General features: G+C 64.1%; 17 protein-coding genes. 6 read left to right on the top strand and 11 right to left on the bottom strand.

Features of this window, described 5'->3' with window-relative positions:
• Window positions 1-10: 10 nt before the first annotated feature.
• Genes rsmD through ACOI2T_RS23625 form a run of 5 tightly spaced genes read right to left on the bottom strand, consistent with a single transcriptional unit; the run spans window position 11 to window position 6519 of the window.
• Window positions 11-565 carry a 16S rRNA (guanine(966)-N(2))-methyltransferase RsmD gene (rsmD, locus tag ACOI2T_RS23605; protein ID WP_409506284.1) on the bottom strand — a complete coding sequence of 185 codons (555 nt, stop codon included), beginning with the start codon at window positions 563-565 and terminating at the stop codon, window positions 11-13.
• The gene (locus tag ACOI2T_RS23610; protein WP_409506267.1) at window positions 562-3945 is read right to left on the bottom strand and encodes a pyruvate carboxylase; all 3384 of its coding nucleotides are present in this window, start codon (window positions 3943-3945) and stop codon (window positions 562-564) included. The genes rsmD and ACOI2T_RS23610 overlap by 4 nt, the downstream gene beginning before the upstream one ends.
• A 34-nt stretch (window positions 3946-3979) precedes the next feature.
• Complete coding sequence (locus ACOI2T_RS23615) at window positions 3980-4612, bottom strand: vitamin K epoxide reductase family protein (protein WP_409506268.1); 633 nt, start codon at window positions 4610-4612, stop codon at window positions 3980-3982.
• Window positions 4609-5361, bottom strand: coding sequence for a thioredoxin domain-containing protein (locus ACOI2T_RS23620; RefSeq protein WP_085145299.1), 753 nt, complete (start codon window positions 5359-5361; stop codon window positions 4609-4611). Before ACOI2T_RS23620 ends, ACOI2T_RS23615 begins: the two co-directional genes overlap by 4 nt.
• A 33-nt stretch (window positions 5362-5394) precedes the next feature.
• Window positions 5395-6519: an alpha/beta hydrolase gene (locus ACOI2T_RS23625; RefSeq protein WP_409506269.1), complete on the bottom strand. Its 1125-nt coding sequence runs from the start codon at window positions 6517-6519 to the stop codon at window positions 5395-5397.
• 13 nt (window positions 6520-6532) lie between these two features.
• Here ACOI2T_RS23625 and ACOI2T_RS23630 point away from each other — a divergent pair, with 13 nt between their 5' ends.
• A complete protein-coding gene (locus tag ACOI2T_RS23630) occupies window positions 6533-7360 on the top strand; it encodes an aldo/keto reductase (protein WP_085145297.1) in 828 nt (275 codons plus the stop codon).
• Between the two features lie 5 nt (window positions 7361-7365).
• A complete protein-coding gene (locus tag ACOI2T_RS23635; protein ID WP_409506270.1) occupies window positions 7366-8217 on the top strand; it encodes an aldo/keto reductase in 852 nt (283 codons plus the stop codon).
• 62 nt (window positions 8218-8279) lie between these two features.
• Here ACOI2T_RS23635 and ACOI2T_RS23640 read toward each other — a convergent pair whose 3' ends face one another.
• Window positions 8280-8864, bottom strand: coding sequence for a TetR/AcrR family transcriptional regulator (locus ACOI2T_RS23640; protein ID WP_409506271.1), 585 nt, complete (start codon window positions 8862-8864; stop codon window positions 8280-8282).
• A 54-nt stretch (window positions 8865-8918) separates the two neighbouring features.
• Between ACOI2T_RS23640 and ACOI2T_RS23645 the strand changes: the two genes are divergently transcribed.
• Window positions 8919-9425 (top strand): GNAT family N-acetyltransferase, encoded by a 507-nt coding sequence (locus ACOI2T_RS23645; RefSeq protein WP_409506272.1) that lies wholly within the window; start codon window positions 8919-8921, stop codon window positions 9423-9425.
• Window positions 9426-9444: 19 nt separating this feature from the next.
• Here ACOI2T_RS23645 and ACOI2T_RS23650 read toward each other — a convergent pair whose 3' ends face one another.
• From ACOI2T_RS23650 to ACOI2T_RS23665, 4 genes are all read right to left on the bottom strand, one after another.
• Window positions 9445-9579 carry a hypothetical protein gene (locus ACOI2T_RS23650; RefSeq protein WP_409506273.1) on the bottom strand — a complete coding sequence of 45 codons (135 nt, stop codon included), beginning with the start codon at window positions 9577-9579 and terminating at the stop codon, window positions 9445-9447.
• A gap of 160 nt (window positions 9580-9739) precedes the next feature.
• Window positions 9740-10444 (bottom strand): hypothetical protein, encoded by a 705-nt coding sequence (locus ACOI2T_RS23655; RefSeq protein WP_409506274.1) that lies wholly within the window; start codon window positions 10442-10444, stop codon window positions 9740-9742.
• A gap of 9 nt (window positions 10445-10453) precedes the next feature.
• A complete protein-coding gene (locus tag ACOI2T_RS23660; protein ID WP_409506275.1) occupies window positions 10454-11692 on the bottom strand; it encodes a hypothetical protein in 1239 nt (412 codons plus the stop codon).
• Window positions 11689-14022: an ATP-binding protein gene (locus ACOI2T_RS23665; protein WP_409506276.1), complete on the bottom strand. Its 2334-nt coding sequence runs from the start codon at window positions 14020-14022 to the stop codon at window positions 11689-11691. Before ACOI2T_RS23665 ends, ACOI2T_RS23660 begins: the two co-directional genes overlap by 4 nt.
• A gap of 273 nt (window positions 14023-14295) precedes the next feature.
• Here ACOI2T_RS23665 and vsr point away from each other — a divergent pair, with 273 nt between their 5' ends.
• Window positions 14296-15948, top strand: coding sequence for a DNA mismatch endonuclease Vsr (gene vsr / locus ACOI2T_RS23670; protein ID WP_409506277.1), 1653 nt, complete (start codon window positions 14296-14298; stop codon window positions 15946-15948).
• Entirely contained in the window at window positions 15935-17569 is a 1635-nt protein-coding gene (locus ACOI2T_RS23675) for an Eco57I restriction-modification methylase domain-containing protein (protein WP_409506278.1), read from the top strand. Before vsr ends, ACOI2T_RS23675 begins: the two co-directional genes overlap by 14 nt.
• Before the next feature lie 103 nt (window positions 17570-17672).
• Here ACOI2T_RS23675 and ACOI2T_RS23680 read toward each other — a convergent pair whose 3' ends face one another.
• On the bottom strand, window positions 17673-18242 hold the full coding sequence (locus ACOI2T_RS23680) for a tyrosine-type recombinase/integrase (protein WP_409506279.1): 570 nt from the start codon (window positions 18240-18242) through the stop codon (window positions 17673-17675).
• Window positions 18243-18440: 198 nt separating this feature from the next.
• On the opposite strand from ACOI2T_RS23680, the gene ACOI2T_RS23685 reads away from it, so the two are divergent.
• Entirely contained in the window at window positions 18441-18692 is a 252-nt protein-coding gene (locus tag ACOI2T_RS23685) for a hypothetical protein (RefSeq protein WP_409506280.1), read from the top strand.
• Window positions 18693-18930 lie beyond the last annotated feature (238 nt).

Genomic DNA, 18930 nt, shown 5'->3' on the forward strand with positions numbered 1-18930 from the left:
GCGGCTGGGGCTACCCCACCTCGGCGAGCTCGACACGGGTGTCGCCGTATCGACGGGCGCTCAGCGCGGTCCAGCCGTCCGGCCAGGCGACCGGATCACTTGTCGCACGCCGTTCGACCATCACCACCGCTCCCTCGCCGACCCATCCACCGTCGGCCAGTGCGGTGACCATCGCATCGACGGCAGCGGCCTCGACGTCATACGGCGGATCGGCCAGCACCAGGTCGACGGGCCGATCGGTACCGGCCGCGAGCACCGAAGCGACGGTTCCCCGCCGCACCGTCGCTGCGGTCACGCCCAACGCCGCGATGTTCTTGGCGATGACGGCCGCCGCCCGCTGATCGGCCTCGACGAACAGCGCCGAGGCCGCGCCACGCGAAAGCGCTTCCAGGCCAAGCGCTCCCGAGCCCGCATACAGGTCGAGCACCGCCAGCCCGGTGAAATCCACGCGCGCCGTCAGCGCGTTGAACACGGCCTCGCGCACACGATCCGACGTGGGCCGTGTCCCGCTGCGCGGCACCGCGATTCGGCGACCACCGAGGGCCCCGGCGATGATCCGGGTCAGCGCACGACCACCAGGAGGTCTCCGCCCTCGACCTGTGCGGTGGTTGACACGGCGACACGGTCGACGGTGCCTGCCTTGGGTGCGGTGATCGCGGCTTCCATCTTCATGGCCTCGATCGTGGCGATCGTCGCGCCCGCCTCGACGGTGTCACCGGCGGCCACGTTGACCGTGACGACCCCGGCGAACGGTGCCGCGACGTGGTCGGGATTGTTCCGGTCGGCCTTCTCGGCGGCCGGGACCTCACTGGCGATGCTGCGGTCGCGCACCAGCACCGGCCGCAGTTGGCCGTTGAGGATGCACATCACCGTGCGCATGCCGCGCTCGTCGGCATCCGAGATCGCTTCCAGACCGATCAGCAGCTCCACACCGCGTTCCAGTGCGACGCGGTGTTCCTCACCGTGGCGCAGCCCGTAGAAGAACTGGTTGGCGCTCAACGATGAAGTGTCGCCGTAGGTTTCGCGGTGCGCCTCGAACTCCTTGGTCGGGCCGGGGAACAGCAACCGGTTGAGCGCGGCCTGCCGCTTGACCCCGGGCGCCGCCAGCAGCGCCTCATCCTCGGCCGAGAGCTCCTCGGTCGGCTTGGCCGGGCCGCGACCCTCAAGAGCCTTGGTGCGCAACGGTTCCGGCCAGCCGCCCGGCGGATCACCCAACTCGCCGCGCAGGAAGCCGATGACACTGTCGGGGATGTCGAAGCGTGCCGGGTCGGCGGCGAACTCCTCGGCGCTGATTCCCGCACCCACCAACGACAGCGCGAGGTCCCCGACCACCTTGCTCGACGGGGTGACCTTGACGAGCCGGCCCAGGATCCGGTCGGCCGCGGCGTAGGCGTTCTCGATGTCTTCGAACCGGTCCCCCAACCCGAGGGCGATCGCCTGCTGGCGCAGATTGCTCAGCTGACCGCCCGGGATCTCATGGGAGTACACCCGGCCGGTCGGGGCGGGCAGCCCAGACTCGAACGGCGCGTACACCTTTCGCAGCGCCTCCCAGTACGGCTCGAGCTCGCAGACGGCACCCAGGTCCAGCCCGGTGTCACGGTCGGTGTGCGCCGCGGCAGCCACGATCGAGGACAACGCCGGCTGGCTCGTGGTGCCCGCCAACGGCGCTGCCGCGCCGTCGACCGCCGACGCTCCCGCCTGCCAGGCCGCCAGATAGGTGGCCAACTGTCCGCCCGGCGTGTCATGGGTGTGCACATGCACCGGCAGATCGAACCGGCTGCGCAGCGCGCTCACCAACGTGTGGGCGGCGTGCGGCCGCAACAGCCCGGCCATGTCCTTGATCGCGAGCACATGCGCACCGGCCTCGACGATCTGATCGGCCAGCCGCAGGTAGTAGTCCAGGGTGTAGAGGTTTTCGGCCGGGTTGCTCAGGTCACCGGTGTAGGACATCGCGACCTCGGCGATCGCGGTGCCGGTGTTACGCACCGCATCGATCGCCGGACGCATCGAATCGACGTTGTTGAGCGCATCGAAGATCCGGAAGATGTCGATGCCCGTGGCCGTCGCCTCCTCGACGAATGCCGACGTCACGATCTCCGGGTACGGCGTGTAGCCGACGGTGTTGCGGCCCCGCAGCAGCATCTGCAGACAGATGTTGGGCACCGCTTCGCGCAGCGCGGCCAGCCGCTCCCACGGGTCTTCCTTCAAGAAGCGAAGCGCCACATCGTAAGTCGCCCCACCCCAGCACTCGATCGACAGCAACTCGGGCATCATCCGCGAAACGTATGGCGCCACCTTGAGCAGACCCGTCGACCGCAACCGCGTCGCCAGCAACGACTGATGAGCGTCGCGGAACGTCGTGTCGGTGACGCCCACCGCCGGGTTGTCACGCATCCAGCGGGCGAACCCCTCCGGCCCCAGCTCGACCAGGCGCTGCTTGGAGCCCGCCGCGGGCGGCGCCTCCAGATCGATGGCAGGCAGCTTGTCTTGCGGATACACCGCCGAGGGCCGCTCCCCGTTCGGCTTGTTCACCGTGACATCGGCCAGATAGTTCAAGATCTTGGTGCCGCGGTCGGCGGGCTCGCGGGAGGTCAGCAGGTGCGGCCGGTCGTCGATGAACGACGTCGTCACCCGACCCGCCCGGAAATCCGGATCGTCGATCACGGCCTGCAGGAACGGGATGTTCGTCGACACACCGCGAATACGGAACTCGGCCAACGCCCGGCGCGCCCGCGATGCCGCCGCCGAGAAGTCCCGGCCGCGGCACGTCAGCTTCACCAGCATCGAATCGAAATGCGCGCTGATCTCGGCGCCAAGGTTCGACCCACCGTCGAGCCGGATGCCCGCCCCGCCCGGCGACCGGTATGCCGTGATGCGGCCGGTGTCCGGACGGAAACCGTTCGCGGGGTCCTCGGTGGTGATGCGGCACTGCATCGCCGCGCCACGCAACACCAACCGCTCCTGGCTCAGGCCGAGATCGGCCAGCGTCTCGCCGGCCGCGATGCGCAGCTGCGAACCCACCAGATCGACGTCGGTGATCTCCTCGGTCACCGTGTGCTCGACCTGGATGCGCGGGTTGCATTCGATGAAGACGTGATGGCCGCGCTCGTCGAGCAGGAACTCGACGGTGCCCGCACACGAGTAACCGATCTGGCGCGCGAACGCCACCGCGTCGGCGCAGATCTTGGCGCGCAGCTCCTCGGGCAGATTGGGCGCGGGCGCGAGCTCGATGACCTTCTGATGGCGCCGCTGCACACTGCAGTCGCGCTCGAACAGGTGCATCACATTGCCCTGCCCGTCGGCCAGGATCTGCACCTCGATGTGGCGGGGATTGAGCACCGCCTGCTCCAGATACACCGACGCGTCGCCGAACGCCGACTCGGCCTCGCGCGAAGCCGCCTCGATCGCCTCCGCCAACGCCTCGCGGTCGGTGACCCGGCGCATGCCGCGCCCGCCCCCACCCGACACGGCCTTGACGAACAGCGGGAACTCCATGCCGGCCGAGGCCGCCACCAAATCCTCGACCGACGACGACGGCTCAGACGACGCCAACACCGGCAGGCCCGCGGCCCGCGCCGCAGCGATCGCACGCGATTTGTTGCCCGTCAGCTCAAGCACCTCGGCCGACGGGCCGACGAACGTGATGCCCGCCTCGGCGCACGCCGCGGCGAGCTCGGGGTTCTCCGACAGGAAGCCGTAGCCGGGATACACCGCATCGGCGCCGGCATGCTTGGCCACCCGAATGATCTCGTCCACCGACAGATACGCCCGCACCGGATGACCGACGTCGCCGATCTGGTACGACTCGTCCGCCTTCAGACGATGCAGCGAATTCCGATCCTCATACGGATACACCGCCACCGTGGCGATGCCCATCTCGTATGCAGCACGGAACGCACGGATCGCTATCTCGCCACGATTGGCTACCAGCACCTTGGAGATCACGCGTAACCCTAACCGCCCAGATGTTTCCGCAGTGTTACAACAGTGTTGACCAGTAATCCCAGAACCGGACCAGGATCAGCAGTATCAGGCCCGTGAACCACAGCGCCACGAGCGACCATCGCCACTGGTAGATGCCCCGCGCGACCGCGTTGCCTGCCAGTGGACGCAGCGCGATCGAGCTCACCACGACGAGCAGCGGGATCGTCACCGCCCAGACACCCATGCAATACGGGCACAGCGCACCGATGCGATAGAGGCTCTGGAAGATCAGCCAGTGCACGAACGCGGCACCCAGCAGCGTCCCGGCGGCCAGCCCGGCCCAGTACCAGCGTGGCAGGCGCACACCCGCGACCGCCAGCACGCCCGTCATCGTGACGAGCGTGAACGCGACGATGCCGATGAGCGGGTTGGGGAAACCGAACGCCGACGCCTGCGGGGTGACCATCACCGAACCGCACGACAGCACCGGATTGATGCTGCAGGACGGCACGTACGCCGGGTTGATCAGGATTTCGATCTTCTCGACCGTGAGCGTCAACGATGCCGCCAGGCCGATCACGCCGGCGATCAGCACCCACACCGCGCTGGCCCGCGCGACCGGCACCCCCGACGGGCGGTCGTCGGGAGTGTGCTCGGAGTCAGCTGCCGGCCGCGCGGTGACGGTCATTGCGGTGCCGGTGCCACGGCTTCGAGACCCGGCACGTCGCCGACGATCTCCTTGATCTTGTCCACCAGGGCCTGCGGCGTGGACGGCTCGTAGTCCTCACCGTTGATCCGGATGGTCGGGGTGGCGTTGATGCCCGTCGCGCCGGCCATGCCCTGGACCATCTCGACGTAGCGCCCGTTGTTGATGCAGTCGGCCACGCCTCCCGCGGCGCCGGCCTGCCGGGCGAGCTCGATCAGCCGGGCGTTGTCCGGGTAGATGCCGCTGTTCTCCTGTGGCTGAAGCTCTTTGGTGTAGAGCGCCTCATGGAAGCGACGGAACGCGTCGTTCGACTCGTCGGCCACGCAATAGGCCGCACCGCCGGCCCGCGACGAGTAGCCGTTGCCGGCACGGTCGAGGATGCCGACCATGTAGTAGTCGGCGGCCACCGCGCCGGTGTCGATGAGCTTGCGGATGGTCGGACCGAACTGACGCTCGAAGTTGCCGCACGCGGGGCACAGGAAGTCCTCGTAGAGGCCGATCACGGCCTTGGGATCGCTCGAGCCCTCGTTGGTGATCACGTTGCTCGACGCCACCCGGACGGCTTTGCCCGCATTCGCGTCGGGCCGCTTTTCACCGGTCATCACGATGTAGAGCACCAGTGCGACGGCGAACAGCACGACGACCGAGGTCAGCCCGATCTGCACCCACAGGTTGCGCTTGCGGTCGGCTGCCTTGAGGTCGTACTTGGCGGTCTTCTTCGGTTTGGCCACGGAACAAGCGTACCGGCGGCGACGACCGCCACCTCAGGCGTGGCTCAGATGAGCCCGCAGCGCCGAGATCATGACCGCGGTCGCTTTGGCGCTGCCGCCGCCGAGCGGGAAGAAGTTGGCGAAGGCATGGATCAGTGAACGCTCCTCGCGCAGGTCAACCAGCACACCGGCATCTCGCATGGCGCGCGCGTAACGGTTGCCTTCGTCACGCAGCGGATCGAACCCGGCCGTGATCACAAGCGCAGGCGGAAGCCCGGAGAGGTCCTCGGCCAACAGGGGCGATACCGCCGGATCCTCGGCGGTGACGTCCGCGCCATCCAGATAGTGGTCCCTGAACCAGTCCATATCGCGTTTGGTCAGGAAATAGCCGTCGGAAAACAGCGTCCGCGAACGCGTCTCGCTCGAAAAGTCGGTGACCGGGTACAGCAGCAGCTGCAATGCCGGCAGCGGCAGTTCGTCGTCGCGCGCCCACTGGGACACGACGGCGGCGAGATTGCCGCCGGCACTGTCGCCGCCCACCACGATGTGTGTCGCGCCCAATCCGGCGGCATGGTCGAGCGCCCACTGGTAGGCGGCATAGGCGTCTTCCGCCGCCGCCGGAGCCTTGTGTTCGGGCGCGAGCCGGTAGTCGACCGAAACCACCTGGATACCGCCGTCACGGCAGATGAGCCGGCACAAGCCGTCGTGGGTGTCCATGTCACCGATCACGAAGCCGCCTCCGTGGAAGAAGAGCAGGAGTGCGGTGACCGGCCCGGCGTCGACCGGCATGTAGCGCCTGGCCGCCATCGGCCCGGCGGGGCCCGGGATGGATATGTCGCTCACGTCCACGTGGATGCTGCCCGGCATCATGGCCGCGGTTGTGCGCAGCTGCGCGCGCGACACCGCCACCCCGGAAACCGGGGTGAAATCCGCCACGAGGCCGGCCAGCCCGGCGGACTGCTGGGCGGCCAGCATGAACTGCAGTGTGGTGTCCAGGGTGTTGCCGTCGATGGTTACGGTGCGCCCGCCGAGCAGCAGGCGTTTACGCCGGTCCGAGATGTTCGGGATGGCGTTGAGCGTGAACTTGGTGGCGCGGCCCAGCAGCATGTCGCGGACGGTTCCGGTCCGTTCACCTGGACTTCCGACAGCGACGTCGTCGCCTGGCAGACTTCTGGTCATGGCAGCTTCCTCTGTGAATCCTCGCGTCACGCTCAACGACGGTAATTCGATACCGCAGGTCGGGTTGGGAGTTTGGCAGACGCCTGCCGAAGACACCGAACGCGCCGTCACCGCGGCCTTGCAGGCGGGCTACCGACACATCGACACGGCGGCGGCGTATCAGAACGAGACCGAAACCGGCCGCGCGATCGCCAACTCAGGTGTGCCGCGCGAGGACATCTTCCTCGTGACCAAGCTCTGGAACAGCGACCAGGGGTACGACTCCACGCTCGCGGCCTTCGACGCGAGCCTGGAGCGGCTCGGAGTCGACTACCTCGACCTTTACCTCATCCATTGGCCGATGCCTGCGAAAAACACCTTCATCGACACGTTCAAGGCATTCGCACATCTACACGACCAGCAACGTGTTCGTTCGATCGGCGTCAGCAACTTCGAGCCCGAACACCTGAACATATTGATCGACGCGACGGGCATCGTTCCCGCGGTGAACCAGATCGAACTCCACCCGCTAATGCCGCAGCAGGAACTGCGGGACGTGCACGCCAAATTGGGCATCGCGACCGAGGCGTGGAGTCCGCTCGGGCAGGGATCGTTGCTGTCCGACCCGGTGATCACGGGCATCGCCGATCGGCACGGGAAAACGCCCGCCCAGGTGCTGATTCGGTGGCATATACACCTGGGTAATATCGTCATCCCCAAGTCGGTGAACCCAGAACGGATTGTGAGCAATTTCGACGTGTTCGATTTCGATCTCAGCGAAGAGGACATGACGTCCATCGCGTCGCTGGAAAACGGAACACGGTTGGGTCCCGATCCACGAACCTTCAATTTCACAGGGTAGGTGACATGACCTCGTCCCATGGGCAGGCGGCAGCAATTCCCACCGTCACGCTCAACGACGACAACACGATGCCGGTCGTCGGCCTCGGTGTCGGCGAAATGTCCGACGCAGAGGCCGAGCGCTCGGTCTCGGCCGCGCTGGAGGCCGGTTACCGGCTGATCGACACGGCGGCCGCCTACGGCAACGAGGCCGGCGTCGGGCGTGCGATCGCCGCGTCGGGCCTCCCCCGGGACGAGATCTTCGTGACCACGAAGCTCGCCACGAGCGACCAGGGCTTCCAGTCGTCGCAGGACGCGGCCCGCGCGAGCCTCGAGCGCCTCGGCCTCGATTACGTCGACCTGTACCTCATCCACTGGCCCGGCGGTGACACCAGCAAGTACGTCGACAGTTGGGGCGGCCTGATGCGGGCCAAGGAGGATGGTGTCGCCCGCTCGATCGGCGTCAGCAACTTCAGCGCCGACGACCTCTCGACGATCGTCCATCTGACGTTCTTCACCCCCGCGGTCAACCAGATCGAATTGCACCCGCTGCTCAACCAGGCCGAGCTGCGCGCGGCCAATGCCGAACACAACATCGCCACCGAGGCGTACGGGCCGCTCGGCGTCGGCCGCCTGCTCGACAACCCGGCCGTCACGGCCGTCGCCGAGGCGCACGGCAAGACCCCGGCGCAGGTGCTCATTCGGTGGAGTGTGCAACTGGGCAACATCGTGATCCCGCGATCGGCGAATCCCGACCGCATCGCGTCGAACCTGAACGTGTTCGACTTCGAGCTGACCGAGGACGAGATGGCGTCCCTCAACGGCCTCGACGAGGGCACCCGGTTCCGTCCGGATCCGGCCACCTACACCGGCACCTAAACCGCCAGCAGGCGCAAAAGCACCCTAGATCAACAGGTTTGGGGTGCTTTTGCGCCTGCTCGTCACACGCGAAACTGAGCCGTTTGCGCGCGTACGGCGCTCGTGACCCGGTCCCGGTCGCCGGTGGCCAGCAGGTCGAGCAGTCCCCCGCGCAGCACTGCAAGCGCCAGGGTGCGACTCGCGATCCCGTCGGCACTGGTTTTGTCTTGCGTCGGTTGGCAATTCGCGAGGACATCGAGCCAGTCCTCCACCGTAGCGCGGGCAAAGCCGGCCCACGGCCCATCCGGTTCTGAGAGCGATCGCGCGTACGCCTCGGCCCAGAGTTTCAGCAACGGCCGATGCTCGTCCGCGGCAAGCCACTTCCAGGTCTCCTCAACGGCGGCGCCAAGTCCGATGGGTTCGGTGTCGGCGGCTCGCCTGAGCCGATCCAGAAGCGCCAGTTCGTCGCTGCGTGCCCGCGCGAGCAGCGCCCGCACCAGCCCGTCCTTGCTGCCGAACAGGAACAGCAGCACGCGCGGGCTCGATCCGATGGCCGCGGCCAACGGACGTAACGACATGTCCCCCAAGCCGTGGGTGAGGGCGTACCGGTAGGCGGCTTCCAACAGTTCGGTCTGCCGGGCCGAGGGGCTTGTCGCGGCTGTGGGCACGTTGGTAGCCTACCGCTACTGAAACGAGTGTTTCAGTGTTCTGGAGGTTCTTCGATGTCGCAGGCCGTCGATCAGAGACAGGTTCTCGTGCGCCGAGCCGACCGCCCCGGCGATCTGGGTTGGGTCGTGATGGCGCACGGCGAGGTCTACAACCGGCAGTTCGGCTGGGACACCGACTTCGAGAAATTGGTGGCGACGATCGTCGCCGACTTCGCCGCGAACCACGATCCCGCACGCGAATCAGGCTGGATTGCCGAAGTCGACGGCGAGCGGGCGGGCTGCATCTTCTGCGTCGCCGGCGATGAACCCCAGGTGGCGAAGCTGCGGATTCTGTTGGTGACCCCGGACGCTCGCGGCCTCGGACTCGGCACCCGGCTCGTCGAACAGTGCCTGCAGTTCGCGCGCGACACGGGCTATCAACGCGTGACGCTGTGGACCAACGACGTACTGACCGCCGCTCGAAAGATCTACGAGGCGTTCGGTTTCCGGCTTGTCGACGAGGAACGTCACCACAGTTTCGGCCACGACCTCAACGGCCAGAACTGGTTGCTCGACCTCTGAAGTCCGGCGAGCAGACGATTCAGCCCGTCGGGCACGTCCCGGCGGCTTCGCGTAGCACGACCGCCGACGAGGCATCGACCGGCAGGCGGTAACCGCGTAACACCTCGACGAACTGCACGGCGTATTGACACCAGAACGCACGATTGGGCGGCATCCAATGCGCCGGTTCCTGATCGCCCTTGTCCTAAATGGTGCGGGTTCTGGTCGCTGACGAACGCGCCGCCGATCTCAGCGAGAAATGGTTGGCCGGAGCATCTCCGAAGCAATGGTCGGTGATATGTGGGCAATCCGAGTTGGTCTGACGGCCGATGTTTTCATCGTTGATAGGCGATCCCTTCGAACTCGCGTTTCAAACCGAGATCGACTCCGGCCGCCTCGACGATCTCGCCCGCAGCCCTGGCCCCATATAAGGCGACGATGGTAGCCAACATCAGGCCGGGCGGGCTGTGGGATGCGAGTGGGAACGCGGGGCGGACGCAGTTAATGACGACATCACCGGAGTTCTGCCCCGGACCGTTCGCGTCGAGGGCCTCCGACGGAAGCTTGTCGGGTCCGAAACCAAATGTGCTGTCTTTGTCCCATCCTGCAATTCGCTGTGAGTGAGCGCGGTAGTGGCCGGTGTAGGATGCCTCGACAGGATCCGGGTCAGGCGTCTCGAACCGCCATCCTTCGGACTCGTCGATCTCGTCTTCCGAGGACCGGCGAAGGAGGCCCACACGAATCATTACGTCGATTGTCGAACCCGAGATGCGCACGAGTGGCCACGCCACCGGGTAGAGATGCGGTCGTTCGACAGTCACTGGAGGCGGAATGATGAACCCAGCGTTGCGCCATTTGTTGGATGTGCCGCCGGCAAATCCACTCAACGACCGACGCTCGAAAGGTCGGAACGAATTGCGCATCTGTTCGATTCGCGGGTCTGCTGTTGCGGTTGGTTCGACGCCTCTGTAGGTAGCCCATGCTTCGCCGATTTTTCCTAATGCGGTGAGGTGTCCTTTCACCGCGTTGTCGCTCGCCATCGGCCGCAGTTAAGCCGAATATAGGCGTGGCAGTGGGTAATAGCGGACGCTGGCGAGCCGTTTAATGTAGCGTCGGACGAACGGTCCGGGGACATCGGTCTCGACTTCTACACACGCGGAGACGTCGGCGAACGCCGACACATCCTCACAAAAGACCATCTGCACTGGCCTGTCCGGCAGTCGGTGTGACCGAGCGACTTCACGGACTTCGGACACTCGCCAAACTGGTCGCTGGCAATACATCTGAGCCGCGGGAGGCGTCGATTTCAACGGATAGTCGAGGCCGTCAGCGGTGTCGACATGGACGCCGCTTCCTCTTTTCCAGTCGCGCTCCGACAAATCGATGTCAGGGTATGCCGCGGGGAACAACGCCGCGATGTGCGGTTCGTCAACCAACACGTTCTGACCGGGTATGACCCAATGGTCCAACCACCGGCCGACGACCGAGACTGCGATGCGAAGCCGAAGGTCGGGATCGCGCTGCTGATCCTTGGGGAACAATCCCAGCGATGACGAGACGACATCGTCGAACGTAATATCCTCGGGTGCAGTCTCTTTGACCTCAGGTGAGTCGGTGAGGAGGTCTATCTGACGCGGCGCCAGGCGATCGACCGCAGGATTGATGCCCAGTGTGTCGAACACCGGCGCGTCGAGCTTTGCATTGTCCAGACGCGAACGCCACAGTTGATCGGCATAGTCAAGCCGAGGCCACGCCCACGAGTTGAGGTTCTCCGGAACATCGACGCCAGTCCACAGGGCGGCAGATGTCAGAGCTGGGTGCGTTACGTTGAGGTCGGCCTTCGACGCCGAAAAACGTTGCAGTGTCAAGTCAAACGACTGATCCTGGTATCCCTGGTTCACCACGACGGTGTACCCCACGCTGGAGTAACAGCGTGCCAGGTAGGCCAGTAGTTCGCCGGTTCGTCCTCGCAAGTCCTGCTGGAGTTGGGCGAATGCATGGTCGTTGGCGAAATCATGGCGAGTGCCGATGTCAGGCGTGAGATCGAAATCGAGGATGGCCAGGGCGGCGGAGTCGAAAACCGACACTTGATCGGTCGGGTCTGCGGTCTTGCGGGCTGCGTCTCGCCGCCGGTTCAGGATATCGATCTCATCTACCAGGTGTTCGCCCGACACCACCTGGTATTCGAACTCGGGTCGCTTGGATGCGGAGGCGATGTTGCGTTGCCATGTCTCAGCGCGTTGCGGGTCGTCGTCGCAGATCACGACTTTAGGCTTCGATGATGTCACATTGCCTCCCAGCTGATCGTGACGGCGGTTGAGAACCCCTCGGCGGGCCTCGTGAATGCTGCTTTAGCCCCGACCTCATCGAGGATCATGCGCACGATGGTCAGCCCTAGGCCGCTTCCGCCGAGCCCTAGCTCAACCGTTTCGGGCGGCAGTTTGAGGCGACGCTCGAACGGCTGCCACAAGGTGTTGGCCTCATCGAGATCGGTTCCCACGCCTACGCCGTTGTCTTGGACCCTTAGCCATCGACGAGCGCCGTCCACATCACCATCAACGGCAATCGTCTGAGGCGGGGTGTGGTTGCCGCGCGCCAGCAGGGCATTCATCGAATTGATCAAGAGGTTCTGGAACACCGCCCACCAGGCAGCAATAGTGGCGGCAGGCAATTGCTGGTCGGCGGGGACGTCGGAAAGCTCGATTTTGATGCCTCGCAGCAGGGGCTCAAGGTCGTTGCAGACGTCGGTGATGACTTCCCGCGCGGGATAACGACGTTTCTGCTTGCGGGATTCCTCGTCCATCAACGGCTTGAGCAGTCTCCTCAATCCGGTCGCCCGTTCCAGCCAGCGGTCTATGACGCTCACCGCGTCGAGGATTTCGCTGCGTGCCGGCTCGTCGATCTGCGTGGCAACTGTGTAGAGATTGTCTTTGAGGGTTTGCAGTTGACTTGTTTGTCGATTTACTTCGTGGTTGTAGGCCATGGCGGTGATGCCGGCCGTGGCCAGCGCTCCCAGCAGTGCGGCGTAGTCGCGGCTGGACCGTTCGAGAGCTTTTACGCCTTTGCTGGCATTTTCGACTTTGGCTGCGATCTCACGGTAAGTCGTCGCCGGTAGATGCGCACTCGCCTCCTCCACTGCTGCCGACACGTCCGCCAACAAGTCCGACGGAGGCGTGGGTTGGCGATCTCGTTGGTTTCGGTTTTCTTCTACCCGCAGACGCGTGCGTTCCATCGCGTAGGCATCGAGGGCGGCCCGCACCATGACCCGCAGGCGTTCGTACGCGTTGTTCGGGACCAAGCGGTCCCGAGTGATCTGGATGGTCAGAGGCGGTTCCATCACTGTGCGGACATTGCGTGGCCTCTGCTGACGTTTGCGGAACCAATGCGCTTCTGCCGCTGTGGACACATGGACTCGACCGAACACGCGCCTGTTCGTCGGCAGGTTCAGCAGGCCCCGGTCGACGTGCAACTCATCAGGCAGCAACTGCGATTTGGACCGCCGCGCGGCGTGGGTTTCTTCGAGGTCTACCCAGTCTTGGTCCGCTCCGTAGTACGGCAGCCGAAAACCGCCGTCATAGACGTTGATTCCACCGTATTTGTCGAGGTATTCGCGTGCCTGTCCCACTCGAATGCCCTTGCCCTGTCGGTACACCAGGTCGAATATCCGGATGTCGAACCGCACGTGTTCGATCGGGCATTGCCGTACGAGCAAGCCCACCTCGACCGGGCTGCGATCTCGGAGCGTGATGGTGAGCTTGAGCACCTTGGCGGGAAGTTGCTCGATCATCTTCACTGATTCAGAATCGGTGTCGTCGTGGTCGGTATCGACAGCCAATTCCTCTCTGAGGCGAGCAGGCAGATCGCCGACGATATCTCCGCGGTATCGCGACGCGTCGACCAATTTGCCGGTGATTCGGGCCGACCATATGTCGAGCAGCGCAGCCATTTGAGCATGGAACTGGTCGTAGGCCTCTTGCAGCTGTGTGTCGAAGCGGATCTGGAACGCTTCGGACGAATCGTCGGGCACCTGATACGGAGGTTGCAGCGACCAGATTTCTTTAGCCAGTTCTGCGAAGTCAGCTGCGGTCCAGTTGTCGACCAAGTCGTGCAATTCAATTCGGGTTCCGGTGGGTGAGCCTCCGGGGAATTCCGTCGCTTTGGCGGGTTCGATGGTGACTGGGACCGTAACCGAGGTGAGATCACCATGTTGGACGGCGCCGTCCCAGTCGATATCGGCGGTGAGCCGTTGGTGCCGCCCGCTCGACTGGCCGACCGTGGTGACCAGCGTGCGCCGAGACAGCAGCTGAACCGCTAACCGCCCCACGCCTTTTGACCCGGTCATCTCGCGGTTTTTGTCACGGGACGTGCGTTCGGATGCCTTGTGGGTGGTGCCGACCCGCATCCACGTCTTGACGAACTCGGCTTCGGTCATGCCATGACCGTTGTCGCTTACCACGATGGACTCGGCGTCCACGTGGATCTCCACGACCGTCGCATCGGCGTCGTAGGCGTTCTTGATGAGTTCAGCCAACGCAATGTGCGGACGGCCGACCAGACGCTCGCCCAATTCGCGCAGCAACTGAGCATCGACGGTGAAACTGAATTCCTTCTCACGCACGAGTCGCCGGCCCCTCATCAGTGACACCAAGTGATACGAGCCCACATACGGAGACGTCGTGCGGATAACGACAAGTCACCATGGCGAGTCTAGGACCAGGCCCGAGCAGGTGGTCTCACAATCGACCAACTGCGCGCGACCAACCGCGCGGCGTGAGCGCGCCACCGTTATGAGAACCATTCGGTAAAGAGAGCGGATCGGACTCGAGGTTTTGCCCGAACTCGAGTACTGTGCGACACGAACTTAGTGTGGCACTTCGAAACTTGGAGGATCGTGCCGACGATTCGAACGCTGTCGTGTTTCTCCGGAATCGGCGGCCTCGATCTAGGGCTCGAATCTGGAGGCTGTGAGATCGTCGCCCAGTGTGAGTCCTGGGAGCCGGCACGCCGCGTCCTGCAGCGCCATTGGCCACATCTTGAGATCTACCCTGACGTGGCCACCTTGGTACCCGATGTGGGGGCGGTCGACTTGATCGCCGCAGGATTCCCATGCACCGATATCTCCCACGTAGGATCCAAAGCTGGTATCACCGGTAGTCAGTCGGGATTGGTCGAGCACGTCTTCCGACTCTCGCGTCTCCTGCAGCCACGGTGGGTGCTCCTTGAGAACGTGCCCAATCTGCTCGTGCTGCACTCCGCCGCCGGAATCCGCCACCTGACAGCGCAGTTCGAGCGTCTCGGCTACCGGTGGGCCTACCGAGTAGTCGACGCGAGATTTACCGGCGTCCCTCAACGGCGGCCACGGGTGTTGGTCCTCGCCAGCAGCGACGGCGACCCCGCCGACGTGTTGCTGGGCGAGGACGCCGGCAATCACGAGGCGAAGGTCGCCCCGCCCGAGGCGGGCTTCTACTGGACTGAGGGGCGTCACGGCACGGGCTTGGTCTTCGGAGCGGTACCCACCCTCAAAGGCGGCTCGACGATTGGTTTGCCGTCGGCGCCAGCTGTGTGGTTCCCGAGAAACCCACACGGGCGGCGCTTCCTGTTGCCGAGCGTGGAGGACGGCGAAGCCCTCCAAGGCCTGCCACGGGGATGGACACGTCCTGCCGTCCGGTCCGGAGAACCTGACCATCGGTGGAAACTGATCGGCAACGCAGTGCCCACCGGCATCGGCGCATGGGTGGCTGAACGAATCACCGGAGCCGCGGGTTCACCGAGCACATCGACGGCAGCCCACGCGGTCATGCTGGATCGACACCGTCAGGGCCGTTGGCCCGACGCAGCCTGGGGCTGCAAAGGCACAGCGTGGCGAGCAGATGTGTCGCGCTTTCCACGCCACTCGGCGATGATAGAACTCACCGACATCATCCGGCCGTTCGAGAGTAGTGCATTGTCGCATCGCGCCACCTCCGGTTTCCTGCGCCGACTCGATGAGTCACGCCTCAAGGTGCCCGCCGATTTCTACGCCGATCTCGAACACCACCAGTCCGAAACGCGCCCCGTCCTCACAAAGCAGACATCAACCTGGCCCACCACGGATGCGACGCGGGCGCGGATGAGTCGTCAACCTCAGCGCGACACCCGGCCCGAGATGCTCTTACGGCGTGCGCTCTTTGCGCGAGGCTTCAGATATCGTGTGCAATATAGGCCAGTTCGAGATCTCCGGCGTCGACTCGACATCGTTTTCACGCGGGCCCGAGTCGCAGTCGACGTACGTGGGTGTTTCTGGCACGCATGCCCAGCGCACGGCTCGAATCCGACACTCAACGCCGACCGATGGCAGGCCAAACTGAATCGCAATGCCGCACGCGACGCCGATACCGAGGCGATCCTGGTCGCCAACGGATGGACAGTGATCGTCGTGTGGGAGCATGACGACATCCCAACGGCCGCCGACTGTATCGCCCACGTCGTGCAAGAGCGCTTAAGTTCCGCCTCGTGCGCTGGCATCGTTCGTGTCGGCGACGGGGCCACCGGTGGCCGGCACTAAACAGCGGCCAATAGCGCCGAAGACCAGCGGCGTCGTTTATACCCAGCCATGGGTCGTGGAAATGATCCTCGACCTGGCCGGCTACACAACCGACCAGGATCTGGCAGCCAACACAATCGTCGAACCAGCGGTCGGTCGCGGCGCATTCATCGTCCCAATCATCACGCGTCTGATCCAGTCATGTGCCCGACGACGCATCAAACTGATCGACGCGATTGACGCCATCATGGGATATGACGTTGATCTCGAAGCAGTCAGCGAGACACGGCAACGCACTGTCGAAGTACTGACGTGTGCGGGTGTCAGCACACTCGAAGCGAACACTTTGGCCTCAACATGGATTCGCCACGACGACTTCCTCCTAACCGACCCGAGGCCCGCCGCCGCGAAATGGGTAGTCGGCAACCCACCCTACGTCCGTCTGGAGCATCTGGATCGACGCCGCCGAGCCAGCTATAGGGAACGCTGGCCAACAATGCGCGCTCGGGCCGACTTGTACATCGGCTTCCTCGAGGCCGGTATTGCGACTCTGGCCAAGGACGGCGTCATGACCACAATCTGCGCCGACCGCTGGATGCGTAACCATTACGGAGCATCGCTTCGTCAACTCATCGCCCAAACCTGTTCAGTCGACGCCTGCATATCCATGTACGGCGTACGCGCCTTTCAGTCCCCGGTCTCGGTCTATACGGCAGTGACTCGGATCCGAAGATCACGGCAGGGCCCGGCCCTGACATTCGAGCCCACGACCCCGCTGGACGAGTCCAGCGGTCCCCGACTCGTAGAGGCATGGCGCCGTGGCCCCACGGACACCGCCGCCGCCGAACGCGCATCTTCGAAGTGGCACGAGACCTGGACCACCGGTTCCTCAAGCTGGCCGCGCAGCGGCAATCAGTGCAGCTTAGACATCGCGTCACTCGAACTGGCACATCCCACCCTGGTCGACGCCGGGATCACAGTGTCGGTCGGACCGGCCACCGGAGCCGATCATGTCTTCATCACTCCAGACCGCACTGTGGTCGAACCAGATCGACTGCTTCCGGTTATCGGCTCAACAGAAATTCGTGACGGCCGACTCGACTGGGCAGGACGGTATCTCGTAAACCCTTGGGATCACCAGGGATTGGTCAGTCTCGCAGACTACCCACGGCTTAAGCGGTATCTGGACAGACACAGACGCCAACTCGCAGGGCGACACACCGCTCAGGCGCACCCAGAACAGTGGTGGCGCACCATTGATCGGGTCAAACCCGGTTTGATGACTACACCGAAGCTACTTATCCGCGATATCAACAACAGGATGGTCCCGGTTCTCGATCCCGGTCACTTCGTGCCGATGCATAGTGTGTACTTCGTGCGCTCATCGACCTGGGATCTCCGTGTTCTTGGGGCACTTCTGATGTCTGAAATCGCCAGGGCATTCATCGAGACGTACTCGGTGCAAATGAGAGGCGGATATCTTCGAATGACTGCCCAGTATCTGCGAAAAGTCCGTATTCCACAATACCGCGCGATCCCACTGCGGATCCGTCGCGACCTGATTGTCGCATTTGAGGAAAAAAATCCCGAGTTGGTCAATCACGCCGCCCGTGCGGCCTACGGCGTTGATGGTTATCTGTAGGAGCTAAGACACTGGTCGCCGAGAGGGCGAGCACTCTCCCTCGTGGCGGACTGGTAGCCCTTCCGGTGGTTGGCACGCGTAATCTACTGTGCTGTATAGCGTTTCAGAGGTCCGCTGCGTTCGGGATAGGCCGTTTGGACGTAGTTACGGCGGTAGTGACCGAGATTCCGAAAACCTGCATGAGATGCACCAGGTCCGCAGCGACCCGCGCTTCGTGGAGGATGCGGTCGATCCGCACCTGTCGGGGCGTCAGGCCAAGTCGTCGAAAGATCGCGTTGATCTTCGACGCGCCGACGGGAGGACGTTGGATGCTGAAGGCGCCGTTGGCAGACATGAACAGGTAATCGTTTTCAGTGGTGGGCCATTGACGATTTCGGCCACGTATCCACTCGGTGAGCAGCCGGGATGTGAGCTCGTCGAGGTGGATAATCCGTTCCGGCAAGTGCGGGCGTACGACCTTGACCGTTGAGCGGGCGAAGTCCACGTCTCTTACTCCAAGAGAACGGATTTCCCTGGCCTGAACGGCATGTATGGCGACGAGGGCGAGTATCGCGCGTTCCAGCGACGACTCGCCTCGTTCAATGAGCCCGCGTAGTTTATCGTCGTGCAACTCAGTCCGCAGGGTCAGGACACTGCCCAGTCGAATACCGCGAGTAGGGTCACGGAACACCACACGCTGCTGCCGCAGCGCGAAGAAGATGCTACGCAGTCCAGTTCGGACGCCTTGCGCTGACGTGCCGTTGAGTTTTTATCAGTGCGGCTCGTACGTCGTCTGGGGCGACTTCCCGCAAGCTCGTCAGATCGTCGTTCCAGGACCGCAGTACGGCAATGCCGCTCGCAGATAATTGCGGATTACCTCCCAGGAACGCGGATGCCGACGGCGCCGGCCTTCACCACGCATGACGTGGACCCAGACATGCAGTTCGCCGCTGAACGCCAAGCCATCTATTTGCGTTTCGACCCAACGTTGATCGGCAGTCTTCTCTCTGTCGGAAGATCGAACGAGCAGGTGATGCTCGACGAGGATGAGAAGCACGCGAGCTGTCGTGGCGGCTGGGTGGTCCTCCTGCAACGGCTCGGACGTCGTCTTCCAGGACAGGACTTTCTGCACCGAGCCAACTGAGCAGGATGCGCAGCGTACGTTTCACCAGCGACAGCGACAGCGACAGCGACAGCGACAGCGACAGCGACAGCGACAGCGACAGCGTATTCCACGAGTGTTCGCGTGCCATGCGATCGATATCGTCGATGACGAACTGCCCGGCCGGGGTCAACTGGGGTAAAGCTGCCCGTTTCGTGATGGCCGTCCAGTCACGGCGGGCGCTGAACAGCTCGAGTTGACCGCGCCGGACGATGGTGCT

It is taken from the genome of Mycolicibacterium wolinskyi str. Jessa 2025, assembly GCF_049241375.1.
Taxonomy (GTDB): domain Bacteria; phylum Actinomycetota; class Actinomycetes; order Mycobacteriales; family Mycobacteriaceae; genus Mycobacterium; species Mycobacterium wolinskyi.

Coding starts and splice junctions, on each gene's coding strand:
- ACOI2T_RS23615 (WP_409506268.1), bottom strand. CDS start 4,612: ATGACCGTCACCGCGCGGCCGGCAGCTGACTCCGAGCACACTCCCGAC.
- ACOI2T_RS23625 (WP_409506269.1), bottom strand. CDS start 6,519: ATGACCAGAAGTCTGCCAGGCGACGACGTCGCTGTCGGAAGTCCAGGT.
- ACOI2T_RS23635 (WP_409506270.1), top strand. CDS start 7,366: ATGACCTCGTCCCATGGGCAGGCGGCAGCAATTCCCACCGTCACGCTC.
- ACOI2T_RS23645 (WP_409506272.1), top strand. CDS start 8,919: ATGTCGCAGGCCGTCGATCAGAGACAGGTTCTCGTGCGCCGAGCCGAC.
- ACOI2T_RS23650 (WP_409506273.1), bottom strand. CDS start 9,579: ATGCCGCCCAATCGTGCGTTCTGGTGTCAATACGCCGTGCAGTTCGTC.
- ACOI2T_RS23655 (WP_409506274.1), bottom strand. CDS start 10,444: ATGGCGAGCGACAACGCGGTGAAAGGACACCTCACCGCATTAGGAAAA.
- ACOI2T_RS23685 (WP_409506280.1), top strand. CDS start 18,441: ATGCCGACGGCGCCGGCCTTCACCACGCATGACGTGGACCCAGACATG.